Here is a 16,401-nt window from a genome sequence, read left to right as displayed (position 1 = left end):
ATGAAGCCGGGAAACGCAAAAAATCGCCCCCCGGCCTGAAACAGACCTAAGGGACGATTGTAATAACCGTGTTACCACCCACATTGCGCAGGGCTGCCTCATTCAAAGCATGCTGCACCACTCGACGGCGCATGTAACGTTGGCCATTCCGCTTGGCATTACCCAAGATACTCCAGAGTGTAATTCGTCAGGACCGTGTGCTGCCGGGTCGCATCGACCCCCGGCTTTCTGAGAACAGGGACTTCCCGCTACTTCGCTCTTTCCGCGTATATTCCGAATATTCAAATGGATAAGCAAAGTATATTGATTTCCTCCGGGGTTGTCAAATGCCAGGGTTTACCGGCTTTTCACCAGCAGCTCCACGGCTTCCTTCACCATTTTTCCGGTGTCCATATTCCCGGCCTCCTGCTCTGCCAGGATGCACTGCTGCAGGTTCTCCGCAACGATCTGGGCGATCGCCTTATCCGAGGCGTTGCGCACGGCGGACAATTGGGAGACGACCTCTTTACATGATTTTCCTTCATCCATGAGGCGAAGCACGCCCCGGATCTGCCCTTCGATGCGGCGCAGACGTGTTTTCATTTCATCCGTGTAATTGTAATCCATGTCAGGATCCCACCTTTTCTAACGATATACCGGTATGGGTATATTATAGAGCAAAAAAAACAAAACTACACTGGTACGGATCCCGCTGCCGCACTGAAATTTATTCCACCCGATCTTTCTCACAGCAGGGACGCCCATATTTTTACAGCTGTGAAGGCGATTAACACTACCAGCGCATACCGCAAAAATGTCACGTTCATCCTGGAGCTGATTCTCGATCCGAGCGGAGCCCCGATCAGGCTGCCAAGGACGGTAAAGACGGTCGGTCCGAGCGGAATGCCCCCGCCCGCGATTTTGCCGATGACTCCACCGACCGCCGAAATCAGCACGATGGCCAGCGAGGAAGCGATCGTCGTCCGGGTGGGAATGCGCAGCACCGTCAGCATGATCGGAATCAGTATAAACGATCCGCCCGCACCCACGATGCCGGACACAGCACCGACCAGAAAAGCCGCCATGACGGCTACGGTTTTGTTAAACGTTAGCGGTTCAGACCGGCTCTCCGTTCCCCGGTTCGGAATGAGCATGAGGACGACGGCGAGTACCGCCAAAATGCCGTAAATCACGTTGATAGCCGTTCCGTCCATCGTTCCGGAGGCCAGTCCTCCGAGCAGGCTGCCGGCCAGAATGCCTCCCCCCATATACATGACGAGACCTTTGTGCACCGCCCCTCCTTTCGGTTCCGGCTTCGAACGGTACGCCAGCACGCCGGCCAGTGAAGAGAAGAAAACCTGGAACATGCTGATCGCGGAAACCTCATGCGCGGAGAACGACGGCAATCCCAGCATAGGCGGAACATACAGCAGCAGGGGGAAATTGATGATCGCCCCGCCGATGCCGAGCAGTCCGGAGAAGAACGATCCGACGAGACCCAGCAGCAGCATGACAGCGTAGAGCATCATATCCGTCATGGCGTCCTCCCTCCTTTCTCCTCCCTAAGCATCCTTAGTGAAAACAGGCTGTCGCGCATTTCGTAAGCTGGTTACTTGTCATGAACCGCACAGCGGTTCGGCCCGATCTCCATCTCACGCTGCTCCTCCTCGGTCGGATGGATTTTGCCCATGTTTGCCTGCCGGATCTCCTGATAGGCATGGGGCTGCGGCGGGAGATTTTCCGTAACGGTGCGCCGGAACGATTCCTCGTCCTGAATGTTCAGCCCCGGATTGTGACGGAACAGGTCCGCCAGCCGGGCCATGACCTTCCCGTTCTCACCAAGCTCGGAGATTTTGCCGAAATGCGCCGGCAGGACGATCAAGTCCTCGGACAGCCCTTTATACCGGCTGTACAGCGTGCTCCGCAGGTCGTCCACCCAATCCTCCGCTTGGCCCGCCAGGTCTGGACGGCCGATCGATTCGACGAATAAAATATCGCCGGTCAGCAGATACTTCCCATCGATGATCAGCGACGTGCTTCCAATCGTATGCCCCGGGGAATATACCGGCTCGATTGCGATGGTGGTGCTTCCCACGTTAATCTCCCGGCCTTCCTCCAGGCGCTCGTAGGAGAAGGTAACTTCCTCCGCATCTTTCGGCGGCAGCCAGTAGGACGCTCCAGTGCGTTCGGCTAACGCTTTTCCGCCGGAAATGTGGTCGGCATGCAGGTGCGTGTCCAGCGTATGCTTGATCACCGCCCCCTGTTCGCCTGCAAAGCTTTCCAGGATGCCCGTCATGCGCGGCGTATCGATAACGGCAGCTTCGCCGCCGGAGACCACCATATAAGACAGGCAGCCTTTGCCGATCCGCACGAACTGATACAGCGCGCCCCCGCCGTCCAATTCGGCGATCTGGACCGGTTCCAAATGCTCGCTCCAGGATTTCATGCCGCCTTCCAGGTAGGACACGCCGGTTCTGCCCGCTTCAGCCAGCTGTTCGGCGACGAATTGGGAGGATCCCTCCTTGGCGCACACGACGAGAACCTCTTTGCCTTCAGGCAGCCGGGCAAGGGCGTCATCAACACCGTCCAGCAGATCGAAGTACGGGATGTTGACGATCTCTATCCGCTCCCCTTCGATCTTCCAGTCGTTAAAGTCACTCTCATTGCGGACGTCCAAAATCAACAGTTCTTCCTTGGCCAAAATCCGCCGTGTCAGCTCCTTGGCTGTCATCACGCCCGGATTCGCATTCGCTGAAGCTGTCATTTTTCCATTCCTCCTTGTCAGAACGATAAGGTGACGTTGGCATCCTTGGCAAAGTCGAGGAAGGTCACCGCTCCGCCGACTTCAATCCCGTCGATAAATTCATCCTTCGTCAAATTCATGACATCCATCGTCATTTGGCAGCCGATCATCCGGACGCCAAGCTCCTGGGCCATCGCGACCAGTTCCGGAATGCCCGGAACGTTAGCTTTTTGAAAACCTTCGGCGAATTGCTCGCGTCCAGCCGGCAGCGGAAGCTGCTGATGGGCCTGCTTGTGAATCAGATTCAATCCTTCGAATGTAAAGAAGATGGCTACCTCCGCCTCGGTGGCTGCGGCCGCCGTGGCAATGTTAAACACTTTATAGGCATCAAACTGTCCGCCGTTGCTGGCGATAATCGCTACTTTTGTACTCATGGATCATACCTCCGTAAATTATTGAATTTGGTTGTTGGTTTTGGTTTTATTGATTTCCAATCGGTCCCGTCCATGCGGACATGCCGGGCACGACGTTGCTTACATACTGAAATCCATGCTCGGCAAGAAGGTGACATGCCAGATCGCTGCGCGATCCTGTGCGGCATACTACATGAATGCTGTCTTCAGGATCCAACTCCGAAAGGCGCGCCTCCAGGTCCCCCAGCGGAATAGATACCGCCCCGGGTATGTGACCAAACGCATATTCAGCCGGCTCCCGCACGTCGAGAGTGACTATGTCCTCGCTCGCTGCGAGCTTGCTTTGAAGCTCTTCATTGGAAATGGTATGCGGGTAATTCGCCGCTTCCTTCAGCTCTTCCGGCCGGGATTTGCGCAGGTAATGCTTCAGCACCTCCCCGTCTTCGAGCGTCCCCAGGTACTGGTGGCCCGTATTTTTGGCCCAGCCCTGCATGTCCGCCAAAGACCCCCGGTCCGTGGCCAACACCTCGATGACCTGACCCGCTTCAAGCTGGTCCATCGCTTTTTTGGTTCGGACGATAGGCATCGGGCAGGACAAACCTTTGCAGTCCACAGTGACATTTACCGAAATATCCGCCATGCTTGTAAACCTCCCTTATAAAGTAAAATCCGGATGTGTTGCTTTTATCGAGGTATTATACGTATACCCCTATGGGTATAATTCTAGGATGGAAGCAGCGAATTGTCAAACCGCCAAATCATGGGATATTAAAAAAAGCCTCCCGCAGGACGCGCCTGCTGGAAGCTTGTTTATCTTTTCATTGTTGCCCTTAGACAGCAGCATATGAATCGTCAAAGGAACTCAAGGCTGCGTTTCTCTTTGTTAACCAGGGAACTTCGGTTCTTCTTGTTCTTTTTGTTCTTTTTGTTCTTTTTGTTCTTCTTGTTCTTCTTGTTCTTCTTGTTCTTCCTGTTCTTCCTGTTCTTCCTGTTCTTCCTGTTCTTCCTGTATTCGTTATTTTGGTTCTTTTGTTTTTTCCGCGGCTCGCCCGGCTGAGCCCTGCTCCCGGTACCGTTTTGGCGTCACGCCGGTCATTTTTTTAAACACCCTGTTGAAGTAACTCTGATCGTTAAAGTTCAGCCACGAGCAGATGTCCGAAACCTTGTATTTCGTCAGCGTCAGCAGCTTTTTGGCCTCGTCGATTCTTTCGCGCTGGATATATTCGCTGATGGAGACACCTACTTTTTTCTTGAACAGGCTGGATAAGTAGTTGGGACTTAAATAGGTCAGCTTCGCCAGCTGCTCGAGTGTAATGTCGTCGTAGAGGTGGTCGGAAATATAGTGCTGGCAGGCCGTAATCGTCGACGAATACTGCTGCTCCTTAACCTTGGACACCCGTTCCGTAAATGCGAAAACCGCCTCGGTCATCACCTTGGATATCGCCTGCAGGCTTTCCTGCTCCTCCAGCTGCTGAATATAGTAATCGCTCAGCGTAAAGGCCGTCTCCTCGTTCAGCCCGCCTTCGATCGCCGCCCGGCAAATCAAGGCCACGCCGGTGATCATCAGGTTTTTCTCGCTGCGGATCCGGCTGCGCCTGGACAGCTTGCCCAGCTCGTCTTCGCCGATCAATGAATAACGGACGACGTCCTGGACTTTATCGGTGCGTCCCTTGCGGACATAATCCAGCAGCACCCGCTCATGCGAAAGGTTGGTATGGGAAATCAGGTTCATCCGTTCCCGCGAAATCTCCAGATCCGGCGCATGCGGCTGCTGATTCTCTGGCGGCTGCTCACCGCTGGTCTCAACGATCTGTGCCGGGTCCAACCGTTCCTGGTAGAGCAGGCTGTAAACCAACAGGCTCATGGAACGAAAACGCTCCGGGCCAATAACCGGCAGGGATTGGTAAAACTCAATCAGCACGCGGACATTGGAAAATTCGTGCATCAGCTCCGTGATGTAATCGATCTGCGTTTCGTCCAGCCCGGTGTCGAGACAGGGTCCGACCACGATTTGCCCCAAGACTGCATCGTCATGCTGCAGGCCGATTCGAAAAAAATGCAGCCTGTTGATGGAAAAAAAGACCGGAATCTTCTTCTGCCCGCCATTTACAGCATGTTCCCTGATCTGCTCCTGAAGCGGAACATAATACGGGCTCTGGCGGATGCTCGCAGCCGGACTTTCATATGCAAATTGCCCGCGGGTGTTGACGTAAAATACAGACACGCCATGGGCCTCATGCAGATGGTGGCACACGTATTTAATTTCTTCCAATGCGAACCGCATGACGCTCCCCCTTTTGCCGGCATAAATGATAACGGTTTCTTTACATTAAAATAATACAATTAAGCGTAGAAAAGTACAATATTTGCCGATCAAACCCTCGTACAATGGTCAATGAACAGATCATGATCATCGATTAGGGGGAATGTACGATGGAATTGGAAAATAAAATCGTGCTGGTCACCGGCGCCGGAAGCGGCATCGGCAGAGCCAGCAGTTTAAAGATGGCCGCCAATGGGGCCAAAGTTGTGCTGGTCGATTTTAACCGCGAAACCGGCGAAGAAACGCTGCGGATGGTCCAGGACCAGGGCGGCGAAGGCATTTTCGTTCAGGCGGACGTATCCAAGAGCGAAGACGTGCAGCGCTACGTCAATGCCGCCGTGGACACCTATGGCCGGATCGACGCCTTTTTCAACAATGCCGGCATCATCCAGAAATTTTCACTGCTGGCCGACGTGGAAGAAGCGGAGTTCGACCGCCTCGTTGCCGTTAACATGAAGGGTGCCTTCCTGGGGCTGAAATATGTACTCAAAGTGATGGAGAAGCAGGGCAGCGGCTCGATCATCAATACGGCGTCGACCGCCGGCATCCGCAGCGAGCACAGCGTGTCCGTGTACTCTGCAACCAAGCATGCGGTGATCGGATTGACAAAGTCGGCAGCCATGGAATACGTGAAAAGAGGCATCCGGGTCAACGCCATCTGCCCTGGCGGCGTGCAGACCTCGCTGACCCAAAGCGTGGAAGAACAGTTCAAAGCGGGCGGCTATATGCCCGAAGAAGTCAGCAACATGCGGATCGGACGCTACGCGCAGCCGGAGGAATTGGCCGAAATGGTCTCCTTCCTGGCCTCCGACCGGTCAAGCTATATGGTTGGCTCCATAGTCCTTGTGGACGGCGGCCTGACACTGTAAGCGGCTTAGCTTACGACAAAAACCCTCTCTGGAATCAGAGAGGGTTTTTCTCATTCTCAAATACTGAACACACCTGCCAAACACAGCAGTCCACCGAAGATCATAAGAATCATGCCGGCAAAGCGAAGGTACCATCGCCGATCTTCACTCAGCTCCGCATCCCAATCCTCGCCGAATCTTCGAAACCACCACGATTCCGGCTTTTTTCTGGCAAACCAGCCAATCGCAGCAAGCACGATTCCCATGATCAGCACTGGCATATGTATCGACTCCTTTATGGATAGAACGGGATCACGCAGCCGTCGCTACAAGATAAGCAAGTTAACTGAGCAATTTGATAAGTAACCGAGGGAGATACAGCAGCACATCCAAAAGCCAGGTGGATCTATCCGCATAACGTTCGATTTGATTGTACCTCATATTTTTCATAGGGCCACTCCTTTTAAATCAATGGCTGCCTGCTTACGGAGCAAACGACACATGCCGGATGATGTAACGCACCACAAAAAAACTGATAATAAACAGTGCCGCCAACCCGAGCAGGAAAAAAATCAGGATCTTATCCCCTAAGGAAAAACGCTTCATTGGTTCCACCTCGCAACTTTTCCTTAATTATACAGGAAAGTGGGCTGTATGTTAATTTTTGTTGCAGTAAAAAACGGCTGGGTGAAAAACAACATAGTTGAATCCTATATAAAGGAAAAGGCCCCCACCTTTGGGAACCTTTAATTGATATCAGACGCCTGTTCTATATTATAAGAATGACCCTCGTTTTACCGATGCTGCTCCCGAATCGCCCGTACGATCCGATCCGCCCGTTGATCTTCTTTGTATGAATGAACCACAAGCATCGCATGAATGACGCCCGGAATGTAGCCGATACATGTAAGGATGATGCTTAAGATGAACTGTCCCAATTTACCGCAGCTCAGAACGGCCAGCGGCGGAAGAAAGCATAATAAATAACGCATTGGCGTTAACCTCATTTCTGTTTGAATGATCTATAATACGCCGCCGCGGTATCTTCGTTTCATTTTATGCCGCACTCATTTTTTGGGTAATAAAAAGAAAACGGAGATGAAGTTAGGAGGACATGACATGTGCGGTCGGTATACGTTGGCGGTTGAAGAAGAGGATCTCGTCCAGCCATTTGACATCGATGATGTCCAATATGAAATAACTCCACGGTATAATATAGCCCCGACCCAAACGGTTGCCGGCGTTCGAAGCGATCACGGAAAGCGGATATTGCAGGGGTTTCGCTGGGGGCTGCTTCCGTTCTGGGCCAAGACGAAAAAGATGGCCTACCATACGTTTAATGCCCGTGCGGAGTCGATTGACATCAAGCCGGCATTTCGGTCCGCTTTTCCTGAGAAACGAATGGCCGTGTTGGCAGACGGATTCTACGAGTGGACTCATGAAGGCGAGCATAAGCAGCCCTACCGGTTCCGGATTAAATCGAGAGACGTGTTTGCTTTTGCCGGCCTGTACGATGATTGGAAAAGCCCTGAGGGCGAGATAATCACGAGCTGCACGATCATAACGACAAAGCCGAATTCCCTTACGAAGAAGGTCCACGACCGTATGCCCGTTATTCTTGGTGAGGAAGAGCTGAACATCTGGCTGGATCCCGGCGTGTCCGATAAGGACTTGCTGCAGGGGCTGCTGCGGCCTTACGAGGCAGAGGACATGTACTCCTATCCCGTGCCCGGATCGGTCGGAAATGTACGGAACGAAGGTGAGGAACTGATCGAGAAAATCGCCCTGAATTCCAAATAAAAAGGCAAAGAGGACCTCCGGGTCATCCGTTAGTCCTCGTCTGATCAAGAAACAACAAACTGAACGACAACCGGGGTACCGGAGTCCAACACATCGCCTCCAGGAATGGTAAGCGTCGTTGTTGTCACTGACGAAACGTCGGCCGTCTGCATCAAACCATTCAAATAAAGGTTATAGTAGTTGAACGTCCCAGGAAACGCCGTAGCAGCCACTCCAGCGTCATTGGTGAAGGCCGTTGCGGCTATAGCGAAGGTCGCTCCGGTTCCGGTACCTGCACCAATGGTCGAAGTGAATCTCACGCTGTTCTGATACGGGGTTACGATAGGCATATTCTCTCCTCCCTTCTTGGTTGAGGAACAAATAGATTTTCAAACCAAAATCTTTGAAAACCATCTTGATCCTCTACCCTATTAAATGCAGGAAGGTTTGAATTGGCGTGGGGGAAAATACGAAAAAGTGCTAGACTGTAATATTCGCCGTTAACTGCACCGTTTCCAAAACAATAGGAGTCCCCGCATATATAGTCGTGCTTTGCGGTGGAAAATATAGTTCCGACGGATTGATGCTGTACGAATTCCCCGGCTGGATGATCCCATTGATATAGAGGTTGCTGAAACTATTGGGACCAAGCGTCGAAAAATCGGCCACCGCATCGCCTTCATCATTCGTGAATTGGCTCGCCGCAACCGCGGCCGACGCCGTTAAATCCAGATCGGTCTCTGGCTGATAAAAATAACGGGCGGCCGTCGGCAGCACAGTTACTCCTGGTATAACGACAGGTCCAGGCGGGCCCTGCGGACCTTCGGGTCCTTCCGGACCAGCCGGCCCTTGAATGCCCGGTGCGCCTGGTGCCCCTTGCATCCCTGGTGCCCCTTGGGGGCCAGGGCCACCCGGTTGTCCGGGGAGCCCCTGTACGCCTTGCGGCCCCTCCGGCCCGCGCAGACCTGACGTCCCAGGAGGGCCCTGTACCCCCTGTAGGGCTTGCGGTCCGGGAATCCCGGGCAGTCCTGCCGTACCATCCGCCCCCCGTTCCCCCTGAGGACCATGATCGCCCTGCATCCCGGTCAATAGCGCCAGCTCTGCTTTGATTTGTGCCTTGGCTTCCTCGATTGCCGCTTGTAAGGCATGCTGATCCATCAAAGTTCGGATCTTCCGTTTTCTTCTAGGGTTCACCTTTTTGCAAACGACGGCCCTTTTGATTCTTTTCGCGCCGATGCATTTTATTTTCTTCTTTACATATGTGCGCTTCGTTTTTCCTCCTTTTCCCATTTGCGGCACCCTTCCCTTAAAAAATTAGGAATATGTGTATATGACATATGTATATGTCCAATGCACATCATGAGAGTGGACTTTTCGCTATCTTCGGTGTCACCGGATGAAGGTTGGAAAATTAGGCATAATGAGAAAAACTGGTGGCATCCATGCAAATCGCTTTCCGTTCGGGTACAATAAAACCAAACGACCTATGGAGGCTGCAACGATGAATATGGAAGAAGAACCGAAGCAACAGGCGATTCCCGCCGAAGACGACCAAGGCAATTTCAAGCTGCTCGACACCCAGCGTATACTATCGATCACGTCCGAAATCGAAGGCGACGAGGACAGCGCGGCGATTTTCCATTACGACGACGGCAAAAAGTACAAATACGTGCACAGCGAGAAAGCCATGAAACAGTTCGGGGAGTGGATTCAACAAGGGGAAGGTTAAACGCTAATGTTGAGGATCGAAAGGCTGCCGCTAGGCAGCTCTTTTAATAGGCTTGCAGCTATAAAAGAGATGACCCCAGTATCATACGGGAGTCATCTTTTTTGAATCCATTGGTATCGTGGATGTTAATAATCCTGAATTTGTGCCCAATCAATGCTGCAGCAAGCGGGCCCACCTGCGCCAAAAGCGCAAATGTCTCGGCTGCCGCCGGTCCATGCCCTGCATTGCCTCTTCGATGAAATGCTTCTGGCTGTCCATCAGGTTGGCTTCATACGGCGAGGACAGCCGTTTGTACTGCCCGTTGCTGGACATTTGCCTTGCTTTATCATTGTCCTGCAGCATGACATCCAGATGATGAAGGATGCGCTGCTTCAGCCGAGGGTCATACACCGGGCAAGCCGTCTCGACACGGCGGGTCGTACTGCGCGTCATTAAATCCCCTGACGAAATGTAGATGGAGCAATCCTCATCCACACCGAAGCAGAAAATCCGGGAATGCTCGAGAAAACGTCCGACGATGCTGCGAACCGTAATATTGTCCGTTTTTCCCGGGACGCCCGGCAGCAGGCAGCAGATCCCGCGGATGATGAGCTGAACGGGAACCCCGGCTTCCGATGCCTCGAACAGCTTCTGCAGAATTTCCCTGTCCGTCAAGGAATTGGACTTCATCAAAATCCGGCACGGCTCGTCCCGCCCTGCTTTCTCAATCTCCCGGTCCATGCATTCAAGCAGGGGCTGCTTAAAATGATTCGGCGCGACGAGCAGATGCCGGTACTGCCCGTCCAGATTCGAGATCGCCATATTTTTGAAGAAGGCGTCCGCGTCGCGCCCGATCTCTTCATGCGAGGTCATCATTGAGACATCCGTGTACAGCTTGGCGGTCTTTTCGTTGTAATTGCCCGTGCTGATCTGCGTAATATATTGAATTTTATTCCGGTCCTTGCGCGTAATGAGGCATATCTTGCTGTGAACCTTATAGCCCTCGACGCCATAGATGACCTGGCAGCCGGCCTCTTCCAGCCGCTCGGCCCATTCAATGTTATTTTGTTCATCGAATCTCGCCTGCAGTTCAATCAGGACGGTGACGTCTTTGCCGTTTTCGGCCGCGAGGCATAAATATTGGGTAATGATCGAGTGCTGAGCCAGCCGGTAAATCGTGATCTTGATCGACACGACATGGGGGTCCTCGGCGCTTTCCTTGAGCAGCTGCAGAAAAGGCTCCATCGAATCATAGGGGTAAAAGAGCATCATATCTTCCTTCAAGCACCATTCCGTCACCGTAGGATAGGCCTGCGTATCGAGAAGATTGTTGGCCCTGAAAGGAGGATACGTGCATTTCATTTCCAAATGCTTCGGCATGCGCTGGATCAACTCGAACGGATAGTTCAGCACGATCGGAGCTACGCTGTTGAACACTTGTTTGCGGCTCAGCTGCAGCTTGTCACACAACAATTGCCCGACGCGTTTGGGAAGCTGGCCTTCGACCTCCAATCGGACCGGAGCCAGGCGCGCCCGTTTCTTGAGCGTCTTCTTCATCAGCTGCCGGATATCGTCATCGTCGTCGTATTCCAGATGTTCGTCATCCAGCGCAATGTCGGCGTTCCGGGTAACGGCTACCAATTGGGTGCTGCTCACTTTGTACATATTGAACAGCTGCTTGGCATATCCCAGGATGACGTGGCTCGTCAATATGTACCGAAAGGAATCTCCAGGTAATTGGATGAAGTCCGGAAAAGACGGCGAGACCGGGATAATGCCAAGCGTTTGGTTTTTGTCCTCGAAACTGCACATCACGTACTGCTGCTTGTTCATCAGATGCGGAAACGGATGATGCGAATCGACCACAATCGGCGACAGGACCGGGAAAATATGCTCTGCATAATAATCCTCAATGAACTTTTTCTCCTGCTTGCTGAGGTCATCCATGCCGACGCGGTAAATCTGATAGTTCTCCAAAGCTTGTTCGATCTGGGCAAAAATAGCGTTTCGCTTCTCATAATAAGGCTCGGTGGCCTCAAAAATGTAATTCAACTGCTCCTGGGCCGTCCATCCGGTTTTGTTATCCCGATGCTCTTCCTTCATACCGGCCAAATCGGTTAAGCTGCCGACCCGGATCATATAGAACTCATCCAAATTGCTGGTGAAGATGGAAACGAACTTCAGACGCTCGAACAGCGGAACCCGCTCATCCATCGCTTCTTCAAGCACGCGCTCATTAAACCTGAGCCAGGATAGCTCCCGGTTCTGCATATAAGAGGTTTGTGTTTTCAATGGCGTGGAGGCTGTCATTTCTCTTCACTTCCTTTGGCTAAGCGATCGTATAAAAACCCTTCACGAACCCCGAAACGGCTGATATGCACCACTTCGCTTTGAAAAAAACGGGCGATTTCGTTAAGCAGAATCATCCCTGGGATCAGGGTGTGAATCCGATCCGGCGTCTTCATCAAAATGGGAGCGATATGCTTTTTCTTGTGGTTTTTAAAACGCCGAATCATCCCTTGCAGCTCTTCGATGCTCATCTGGTTGGCATGATCCGTTTCGCCAAGAACCCCCTTCAATTTGAAGGATGCGCGGATCGTGCCGCCCACGCCGCAGATCGGCAGGGGACCCAGTTCCGGGATGGACATGGCCTGCAGCTGCTTTTGAACCAGTTCCGCAATCGCTTGTCGCTCTTTCTCGGACGGAATAATTTTCTCGACGCATTTCTCGTAGGCATTTAAGCACCCGATAGGCAGGCTATCGCTGTAACAAATCTCTTTATTTTGAAAAACGGCAATTTCAGAGCTCCCGCCGCCGATGTCGACGAGTACGCCCTCCTCCAGCTCTACATTGTGCATAGCTCCCACATAGCTGAGCCTGGCCTCTTCATCGCCCGAAATCACCTCCACCTCAATGCCGGCGCTTTCGCGGATCGCATCGACCACTTGCCGGGTATTGGCGATATTGCGGATGGCGGCCGTTGCAAACACATGAATGCTGTCCGGTATAACGGGCAGCTGCTTCAGCATGCTTATATAGTCGTTCAGGGTCTGGTAGACGACCCGTATGCCGGCGTCACTCATGCGCTTCTTGTCGATATAATGGACAAGCCCGGCCATGGTTTTACGATGAAACAATACCTGTGTATCCTGACCTTCGTATTGGTATACGGTCAAACGGATCGTATTTGATCCGACGTCAACAATTGCAGCAATCAACCTGTTCACCACACCTTAAATCTACATTTTCTCTCATATATTAATCTCGAAATGTTATCGCAATGTAAAATCAGGAAGATGTCCTAGAAATAGCCGCAAATTAAGTCGAATATGGCGATATAGGCATACAAAAAAGGCTCCCTCTCGGGAGCCTTTCTCTTATTGCTATATCAGGCTTTGGGAGCCTTATATTACATCATGCCGCCCATTCCGCCCATGCCGCCCATGTCTGGAGCAGCAGCCTTCTCAGGCTCTGGCTTGTCGGCGATTACGGCTTCTGTTGTCAGGAACATAGCCGCAACGGAAGCTGCGTTTTGCAGCGCGGAACGTGTTACTTTCGCAGGGTCAACGATACCTGCTTCGAACATGTTCACCCACTCGTCTGTAGCCGCGTTGTAGCCGATGCCCACTTTTTCTTTCTTCAAGCGGTCCACGATTACGGAACCTTCTTGACCAGCGTTGGCAGCGATCGTGCGGATTGGCTCTTCGAGAGCGCGCAGAACGATGTTCACGCCTGTTTTTTCGTCGCCAGTCACGTCAACGGCAGCTACCGCATGATATACGTTCACGAGAGCTGTACCGCCACCGGATACGATACCTTCTTCAACCGCAGCGCGGGTTGCGTTCAGGGCGTCTTCGATGCGCAGTTTGCGCTCTTTCAGTTCGGTTTCGGTTGCAGCACCGACTTTGATAACTGCTACGCCGCCGGCCAGTTTAGCCAGACGCTCTTGCAGTTTCTCTTTGTCGAACTCGGAAGTGGTTTCTTCCAGCTGCGAACGGATTTGGGAGATACGAGCGTTGATGTCGCTCTTCTCGCCGCTTCCGTCAACGATGGTTGTGTTTTCTTTCGTTACGCGCACTTGACGGGCGTTACCCAGTTGCTCGATGGATGTGCTCTTCAGATCCAGGCCGAGCTTCTCGGTGATCACTTGGCCGCCAGTCAGGGCAGCGATATCCTGCAGCATTGCTTCGCGACGGTCGCCAAAGCCAGGAGCTTTAACGGCTACCGCGTTGAACGTGCCGCGCAGTTTGTTCACGATCAGCATCGCTTGAGCTTCGCCTTCGATGTCTTCAGCGATGATCACAAGCGGTCTGGCTTGTTGAACGATTTTTTCAAGCAGCGGCAGGATTTCCTGCGTGTTGCTGATTTTCTTGTCCGTGATCAGGATGTATGGATTTTCAAGCACAGCTTCCATTTTATCCGTATCGGTGATCATGTATGGGGAAATGTAGCCGCGGTCGAACTGCATACCTTCCACGACTTCAAGCTCTGTAGCGAATCCACGGGATTCTTCAACGGTGATAACGCCGTCTTTGCCCACTTTTTCCATCGCTTCGGCGATCAGTTGGCCCACTTCTTCGTCAGCTGCGGAAATGGAAGCGACTTGAGCGATTTCTTGTTTCCCTTTAACTTCGTTTGCGATGTTCTTCAGCTCGGCAACTGCCGCTTTAACCGCTTTGTCGATCCCTTTGCGGACAACCATTGGGTTAGCGCCTGCAGTTACGTTCTTCAGACCTTCGCGGATCATGGCTTGAGCCAGAACCGTAGCAGTCGTCGTACCGTCACCGGCTACATCGTTGGTTTTGGTTGCTACTTCTTTAACGAGCTGAGCGCCCATATTTTCAAAAGCGTCTTCCAGTTCGATTTCTTTAGCGATCGTCACACCGTCATTAGTAATGAGCGGGCTGCCGAATTTTTTCTCCAGAACGACGTTGCGGCCTTTAGGTCCGAGCGTCACTTTTACAGCGTTAGCCAAAGCGTCTACACCACGCAGCATGGAGCGGCGTGCGTCTTCACTGAAACGGATATCTTTTGCCATGTTGATAAAAACCTCCCATAAATGATATAGATGTTGCTCATATGTTCAGGCTCTTCGCCGAAAATTCAATCCTCGCCGGATCAAAAAGTCGCTTAGCCTACGATTGCATGTATGTCGCTTTCTTTCATAATCAAATATTCTTTACCTTCATATTTGATTTCTGTTCCGGCATATTTGGAGAACAACACACGGTCGCCTTCTTTGACTTCCAAAGGAACGCGTGCCCCGTCTTTAACGGCTCCGCTGCCAACAGCGATAATTTTGCCTTCTTGCGGCTTTTCCTTGGCGGAGTCCGGAAGGACAATCCCGAACGAAGTTGTTTCCTCTTGTTGGATTGGTTCTACCAAAACGCGGTCACCCAAAGGTTTGATCATGAAAAATAGCCTCCTTATTTAGTATGTTGTGCTGCGGTTAAAGTCTGGTTGACGATTCTTGTTAGCACTCGACAACGTTCAGTGCTAACAACCACTTTTATGATACTCAACTTGGGAACAGATTTCAAGTCCTCTTTGAAGCATTTTTCTAAGAACTTCACACTTTTCATAGCACCTCCGCCGAACCCGTCCCATCCTGCACCGGACAAGCCTGTCACAGGCCTCCGCAGCGAATAAGACACCCTCCATCATTGTATCCACCGGAATCCGAAATATGCCGTTTTCCCTGATTTCTGAAAAAGAAATGCCCATTTTCGAAGAAAAGAAAAAAGCATCCTTTTTCCGTCCAGAAAAAGAATGCCTGTGTCCTCTTATTGCGGTTCGGCCGGGAACCGGTATCTGGCCTCCACCGCCGCATCCGCAGCCAGCTGCTTGCGGTACACGACGGAGGATAAAAACACGCTGAACTCATACAGCACGAGCAGCGGAATCGTCACGAGAAAATCCGAGATGAAATCCGGCGGCGTAATGACGATCGCGATGAATACGAGGGCGAAATAGGCGACCTTCCGCATTTTCCGCAGCCGCAGCGGGTTCAGGATCCGCAGCTTGGTCAGAAACATGACGATGATCGGCAGCTCGAACAGCAGCGCCACCGGCACGACCAGCGTAAACAAAAAGCTGAAGTATTGGGAGATGCCGTACGTCTCCTTCAGTCCCATCGACTCGGTCACCTGGGTCGTAAAGCCCAGCGCCATCGGGAATACAACGTAATAGCCGAAGGCAAGTCCGGCCAGAAACAGCAGAAATACGTAAGGCACATAGCGCAGCGCGGCTTTGCGTTCCACTTCGCGGAGCCCCGGACTGACGAAAGCCCACAGCTGGTACGCCGTAAACGGAATCGTCGCCACAAGCGATACGATCATGGCGATCTTCATGTACATGCCGATCCCGTCCCAGAAGGAAAATGCGTGCAGCTCGAAATCCTTCGCCGAGTCGACGCTGATCAGGTACTGGTAGATGGGATTGGCGCAGACCAGGCCGACCACAAGCCCGAGCACGAGCACAACGAGGACGTAAATGATCCGTTTGCGCAGCTCGCCCAAATGCTCAACGATCGACATTTCTTCCTGTTTTTCCACGATGAGGTCACCTTCCTTCGCTTTAAGCCTTCCGGACAAAACAAAATCCCTCCC

19 protein-coding genes are annotated in these 16,401 nt (G+C 52.2%); 3 read left to right on the top strand and 16 right to left on the bottom strand.

Annotated elements, in window-relative coordinates:
• Nucleotides 1–336: 336 nt before the first annotated feature.
• The 6 genes from GCU45_RS21195 to GCU45_RS21170 form a co-directional block, all read right to left on the bottom strand.
• A complete protein-coding gene (locus tag GCU45_RS21195) occupies nucleotides 337–606 on the bottom strand; it encodes a metal-sensitive transcriptional regulator (protein ID WP_152400323.1) in 270 nt (89 codons plus the stop codon).
• Between the two features lie 119 nt (nucleotides 607–725).
• A complete protein-coding gene (locus GCU45_RS21190; RefSeq protein ID WP_152400321.1) occupies nucleotides 726–1,517 on the bottom strand; it encodes a sulfite exporter TauE/SafE family protein in 792 nt (263 codons plus the stop codon).
• A gap of 71 nt (nucleotides 1,518–1,588) precedes the next feature.
• Nucleotides 1,589–2,743 (bottom strand): MBL fold metallo-hydrolase, encoded by a 1,155-nt coding sequence (locus tag GCU45_RS21185; RefSeq protein ID WP_152400319.1) that lies wholly within the window; start codon nucleotides 2,741–2,743, stop codon nucleotides 1,589–1,591.
• A gap of 17 nt (nucleotides 2,744–2,760) precedes the next feature.
• Nucleotides 2,761–3,156 carry a DsrE/DsrF/DrsH-like family protein gene (locus GCU45_RS21180; protein WP_152400317.1) on the bottom strand — a complete coding sequence of 132 codons (396 nt, stop codon included), beginning with the start codon at nucleotides 3,154–3,156 and terminating at the stop codon, nucleotides 2,761–2,763.
• Nucleotides 3,157–3,202: 46 nt separating this feature from the next.
• Entirely contained in the window at nucleotides 3,203–3,775 is a 573-nt protein-coding gene (locus GCU45_RS21175) for a sulfurtransferase TusA family protein (protein WP_152400315.1), read from the bottom strand.
• Between the two features lie 375 nt (nucleotides 3,776–4,150).
• Entirely contained in the window at nucleotides 4,151–5,419 is a 1,269-nt protein-coding gene (locus tag GCU45_RS21170) for a helix-turn-helix domain-containing protein (RefSeq protein ID WP_152400313.1), read from the bottom strand.
• Between the two features lie 149 nt (nucleotides 5,420–5,568).
• Here GCU45_RS21170 and GCU45_RS21165 point away from each other — a divergent pair, with 149 nt between their 5' ends.
• Nucleotides 5,569–6,327 carry an SDR family NAD(P)-dependent oxidoreductase gene (locus GCU45_RS21165; RefSeq protein WP_152400311.1) on the top strand — a complete coding sequence of 253 codons (759 nt, stop codon included), beginning with the start codon at nucleotides 5,569–5,571 and terminating at the stop codon, nucleotides 6,325–6,327.
• 56 nt (nucleotides 6,328–6,383) lie between these two features.
• Here the strand turns inward: GCU45_RS21165 and GCU45_RS21160 are convergent, their stop codons facing one another.
• The 3 genes from GCU45_RS21160 to GCU45_RS21155 all read right to left on the bottom strand — a co-directional run bounded on the left by GCU45_RS21160 (nucleotide 6,384) and on the right by GCU45_RS21155 (nucleotide 7,298).
• Nucleotides 6,384–6,587, bottom strand: a complete 204-nt coding sequence (locus tag GCU45_RS21160) for a DUF6199 family natural product biosynthesis protein (RefSeq protein ID WP_105442089.1) — start codon at nucleotides 6,585–6,587, stop codon at nucleotides 6,384–6,386.
• A 202-nt stretch (nucleotides 6,588–6,789) separates the two neighbouring features.
• Nucleotides 6,790–6,912, bottom strand: coding sequence for a hypothetical protein (locus tag GCU45_RS34415; RefSeq protein WP_260869427.1), 123 nt, complete (start codon nucleotides 6,910–6,912; stop codon nucleotides 6,790–6,792).
• A gap of 188 nt (nucleotides 6,913–7,100) precedes the next feature.
• Nucleotides 7,101–7,298, bottom strand: a complete 198-nt coding sequence (locus GCU45_RS21155) for a YqaE/Pmp3 family membrane protein (protein WP_076174899.1) — start codon at nucleotides 7,296–7,298, stop codon at nucleotides 7,101–7,103.
• A 127-nt stretch (nucleotides 7,299–7,425) separates the two neighbouring features.
• On the opposite strand from GCU45_RS21155, the gene GCU45_RS21150 reads away from it, so the two are divergent.
• Nucleotides 7,426–8,106 (top strand): SOS response-associated peptidase, encoded by a 681-nt coding sequence (locus GCU45_RS21150; RefSeq protein WP_152400309.1) that lies wholly within the window; start codon nucleotides 7,426–7,428, stop codon nucleotides 8,104–8,106.
• A 44-nt stretch (nucleotides 8,107–8,150) separates the two neighbouring features.
• On the opposite strand, the gene GCU45_RS21145 is transcribed toward GCU45_RS21150, so the two are convergent.
• Both GCU45_RS21145 and GCU45_RS21140 read right to left on the bottom strand, forming a co-directional pair.
• Nucleotides 8,151–8,435 carry a DUF4183 domain-containing protein gene (locus GCU45_RS21145; protein WP_152400307.1) on the bottom strand — a complete coding sequence of 95 codons (285 nt, stop codon included), beginning with the start codon at nucleotides 8,433–8,435 and terminating at the stop codon, nucleotides 8,151–8,153.
• Between the two features lie 130 nt (nucleotides 8,436–8,565).
• Nucleotides 8,566–9,243 carry a DUF4183 domain-containing protein gene (locus GCU45_RS21140; RefSeq protein WP_244364650.1) on the bottom strand — a complete coding sequence of 226 codons (678 nt, stop codon included), beginning with the start codon at nucleotides 9,241–9,243 and terminating at the stop codon, nucleotides 8,566–8,568.
• A gap of 343 nt (nucleotides 9,244–9,586) precedes the next feature.
• Here GCU45_RS21140 and GCU45_RS21135 point away from each other — a divergent pair, with 343 nt between their 5' ends.
• Nucleotides 9,587–9,814: a hypothetical protein gene (locus GCU45_RS21135; RefSeq protein ID WP_076174906.1), complete on the top strand. Its 228-nt coding sequence runs from the start codon at nucleotides 9,587–9,589 to the stop codon at nucleotides 9,812–9,814.
• A 150-nt stretch (nucleotides 9,815–9,964) separates the two neighbouring features.
• Here GCU45_RS21135 and ppk1 read toward each other — a convergent pair whose 3' ends face one another.
• From ppk1 to tatC, 5 genes are all read right to left on the bottom strand, one after another.
• Nucleotides 9,965–12,103, bottom strand: a complete 2,139-nt coding sequence (gene ppk1 / locus GCU45_RS21130; protein WP_152400303.1) for a polyphosphate kinase 1 — start codon at nucleotides 12,101–12,103, stop codon at nucleotides 9,965–9,967.
• A complete protein-coding gene (locus GCU45_RS21125; protein ID WP_167527178.1) occupies nucleotides 12,100–13,011 on the bottom strand; it encodes a Ppx/GppA phosphatase family protein in 912 nt (303 codons plus the stop codon). The genes ppk1 and GCU45_RS21125 overlap by 4 nt, the downstream gene beginning before the upstream one ends.
• Before the next feature lie 191 nt (nucleotides 13,012–13,202).
• Entirely contained in the window at nucleotides 13,203–14,831 is a 1,629-nt protein-coding gene (gene groL / locus GCU45_RS21120) for a chaperonin GroEL (protein ID WP_076174923.1), read from the bottom strand.
• 92 nt (nucleotides 14,832–14,923) lie between these two features.
• Nucleotides 14,924–15,205 (bottom strand): co-chaperone GroES, encoded by a 282-nt coding sequence (gene groES, locus GCU45_RS21115; protein ID WP_076174926.1) that lies wholly within the window; start codon nucleotides 15,203–15,205, stop codon nucleotides 14,924–14,926.
• 371 nt (nucleotides 15,206–15,576) lie between these two features.
• A complete protein-coding gene (gene tatC / locus GCU45_RS21110; protein ID WP_089550500.1) occupies nucleotides 15,577–16,350 on the bottom strand; it encodes a twin-arginine translocase subunit TatC in 774 nt (257 codons plus the stop codon).
• Nucleotides 16,351–16,401 lie beyond the last annotated feature (51 nt).

This window comes from Paenibacillus cellulositrophicus, assembly GCF_009363095.1.
In the GTDB taxonomy this organism is placed as follows: domain Bacteria; phylum Bacillota; class Bacilli; order Paenibacillales; family Paenibacillaceae; genus Paenibacillus_AQ; species Paenibacillus_AQ favisporus.
Note: the sequence above shows the minus strand (reverse complement) of the source record. Positions and strands in the feature narration are given on the sequence as shown.

Bases quoted from the DNA above. Each gene is read 5' to 3' on its own strand.
- GCU45_RS21195 (WP_152400323.1), bottom strand. From the start codon at position 606: ATGGATTACAATTACACGGATGAAATGAAAACACGTCTGCGCCGCATC.
- GCU45_RS21190 (WP_152400321.1), bottom strand. From the start codon at position 1,517: ATGACGGATATGATGCTCTACGCTGTCATGCTGCTGCTGGGTCTCGTC.
- GCU45_RS21185 (WP_152400319.1), bottom strand. From the start codon at position 2,743: ATGACAGCTTCAGCGAATGCGAATCCGGGCGTGATGACAGCCAAGGAG.
- GCU45_RS21180 (WP_152400317.1), bottom strand. From the start codon at position 3,156: ATGAGTACAAAAGTAGCGATTATCGCCAGCAACGGCGGACAGTTTGAT.
- GCU45_RS21175 (WP_152400315.1), bottom strand. From the start codon at position 3,775: ATGGCGGATATTTCGGTAAATGTCACTGTGGACTGCAAAGGTTTGTCC.
- GCU45_RS21170 (WP_152400313.1), bottom strand. From the start codon at position 5,419: ATGCGGTTCGCATTGGAAGAAATTAAATACGTGTGCCACCATCTGCAT.
- GCU45_RS21165 (WP_152400311.1), top strand. From the start codon at position 5,569: ATGGAATTGGAAAATAAAATCGTGCTGGTCACCGGCGCCGGAAGCGGC.
- GCU45_RS21160 (WP_105442089.1), bottom strand. From the start codon at position 6,587: ATGCCAGTGCTGATCATGGGAATCGTGCTTGCTGCGATTGGCTGGTTT.
- GCU45_RS34415 (WP_260869427.1), bottom strand. From the start codon at position 6,912: ATGAAGCGTTTTTCCTTAGGGGATAAGATCCTGATTTTTTTCCTGCTC.
- GCU45_RS21155 (WP_076174899.1), bottom strand. From the start codon at position 7,298: ATGCGTTATTTATTATGCTTTCTTCCGCCGCTGGCCGTTCTGAGCTGC.
- GCU45_RS21150 (WP_152400309.1), top strand. From the start codon at position 7,426: ATGTGCGGTCGGTATACGTTGGCGGTTGAAGAAGAGGATCTCGTCCAG.
- GCU45_RS21145 (WP_152400307.1), bottom strand. From the start codon at position 8,435: ATGCCTATCGTAACCCCGTATCAGAACAGCGTGAGATTCACTTCGACC.
- GCU45_RS21140 (WP_244364650.1), bottom strand. From the start codon at position 9,243: ATGGATCAGCATGCCTTACAAGCGGCAATCGAGGAAGCCAAGGCACAA.
- GCU45_RS21135 (WP_076174906.1), top strand. From the start codon at position 9,587: ATGAATATGGAAGAAGAACCGAAGCAACAGGCGATTCCCGCCGAAGAC.
- ppk1 (WP_152400303.1), bottom strand. From the start codon at position 12,103: ATGACAGCCTCCACGCCATTGAAAACACAAACCTCTTATATGCAGAAC.
- groL (WP_076174923.1), bottom strand. From the start codon at position 14,831: ATGGCAAAAGATATCCGTTTCAGTGAAGACGCACGCCGCTCCATGCTG.
- groES (WP_076174926.1), bottom strand. From the start codon at position 15,205: ATGATCAAACCTTTGGGTGACCGCGTTTTGGTAGAACCAATCCAACAA.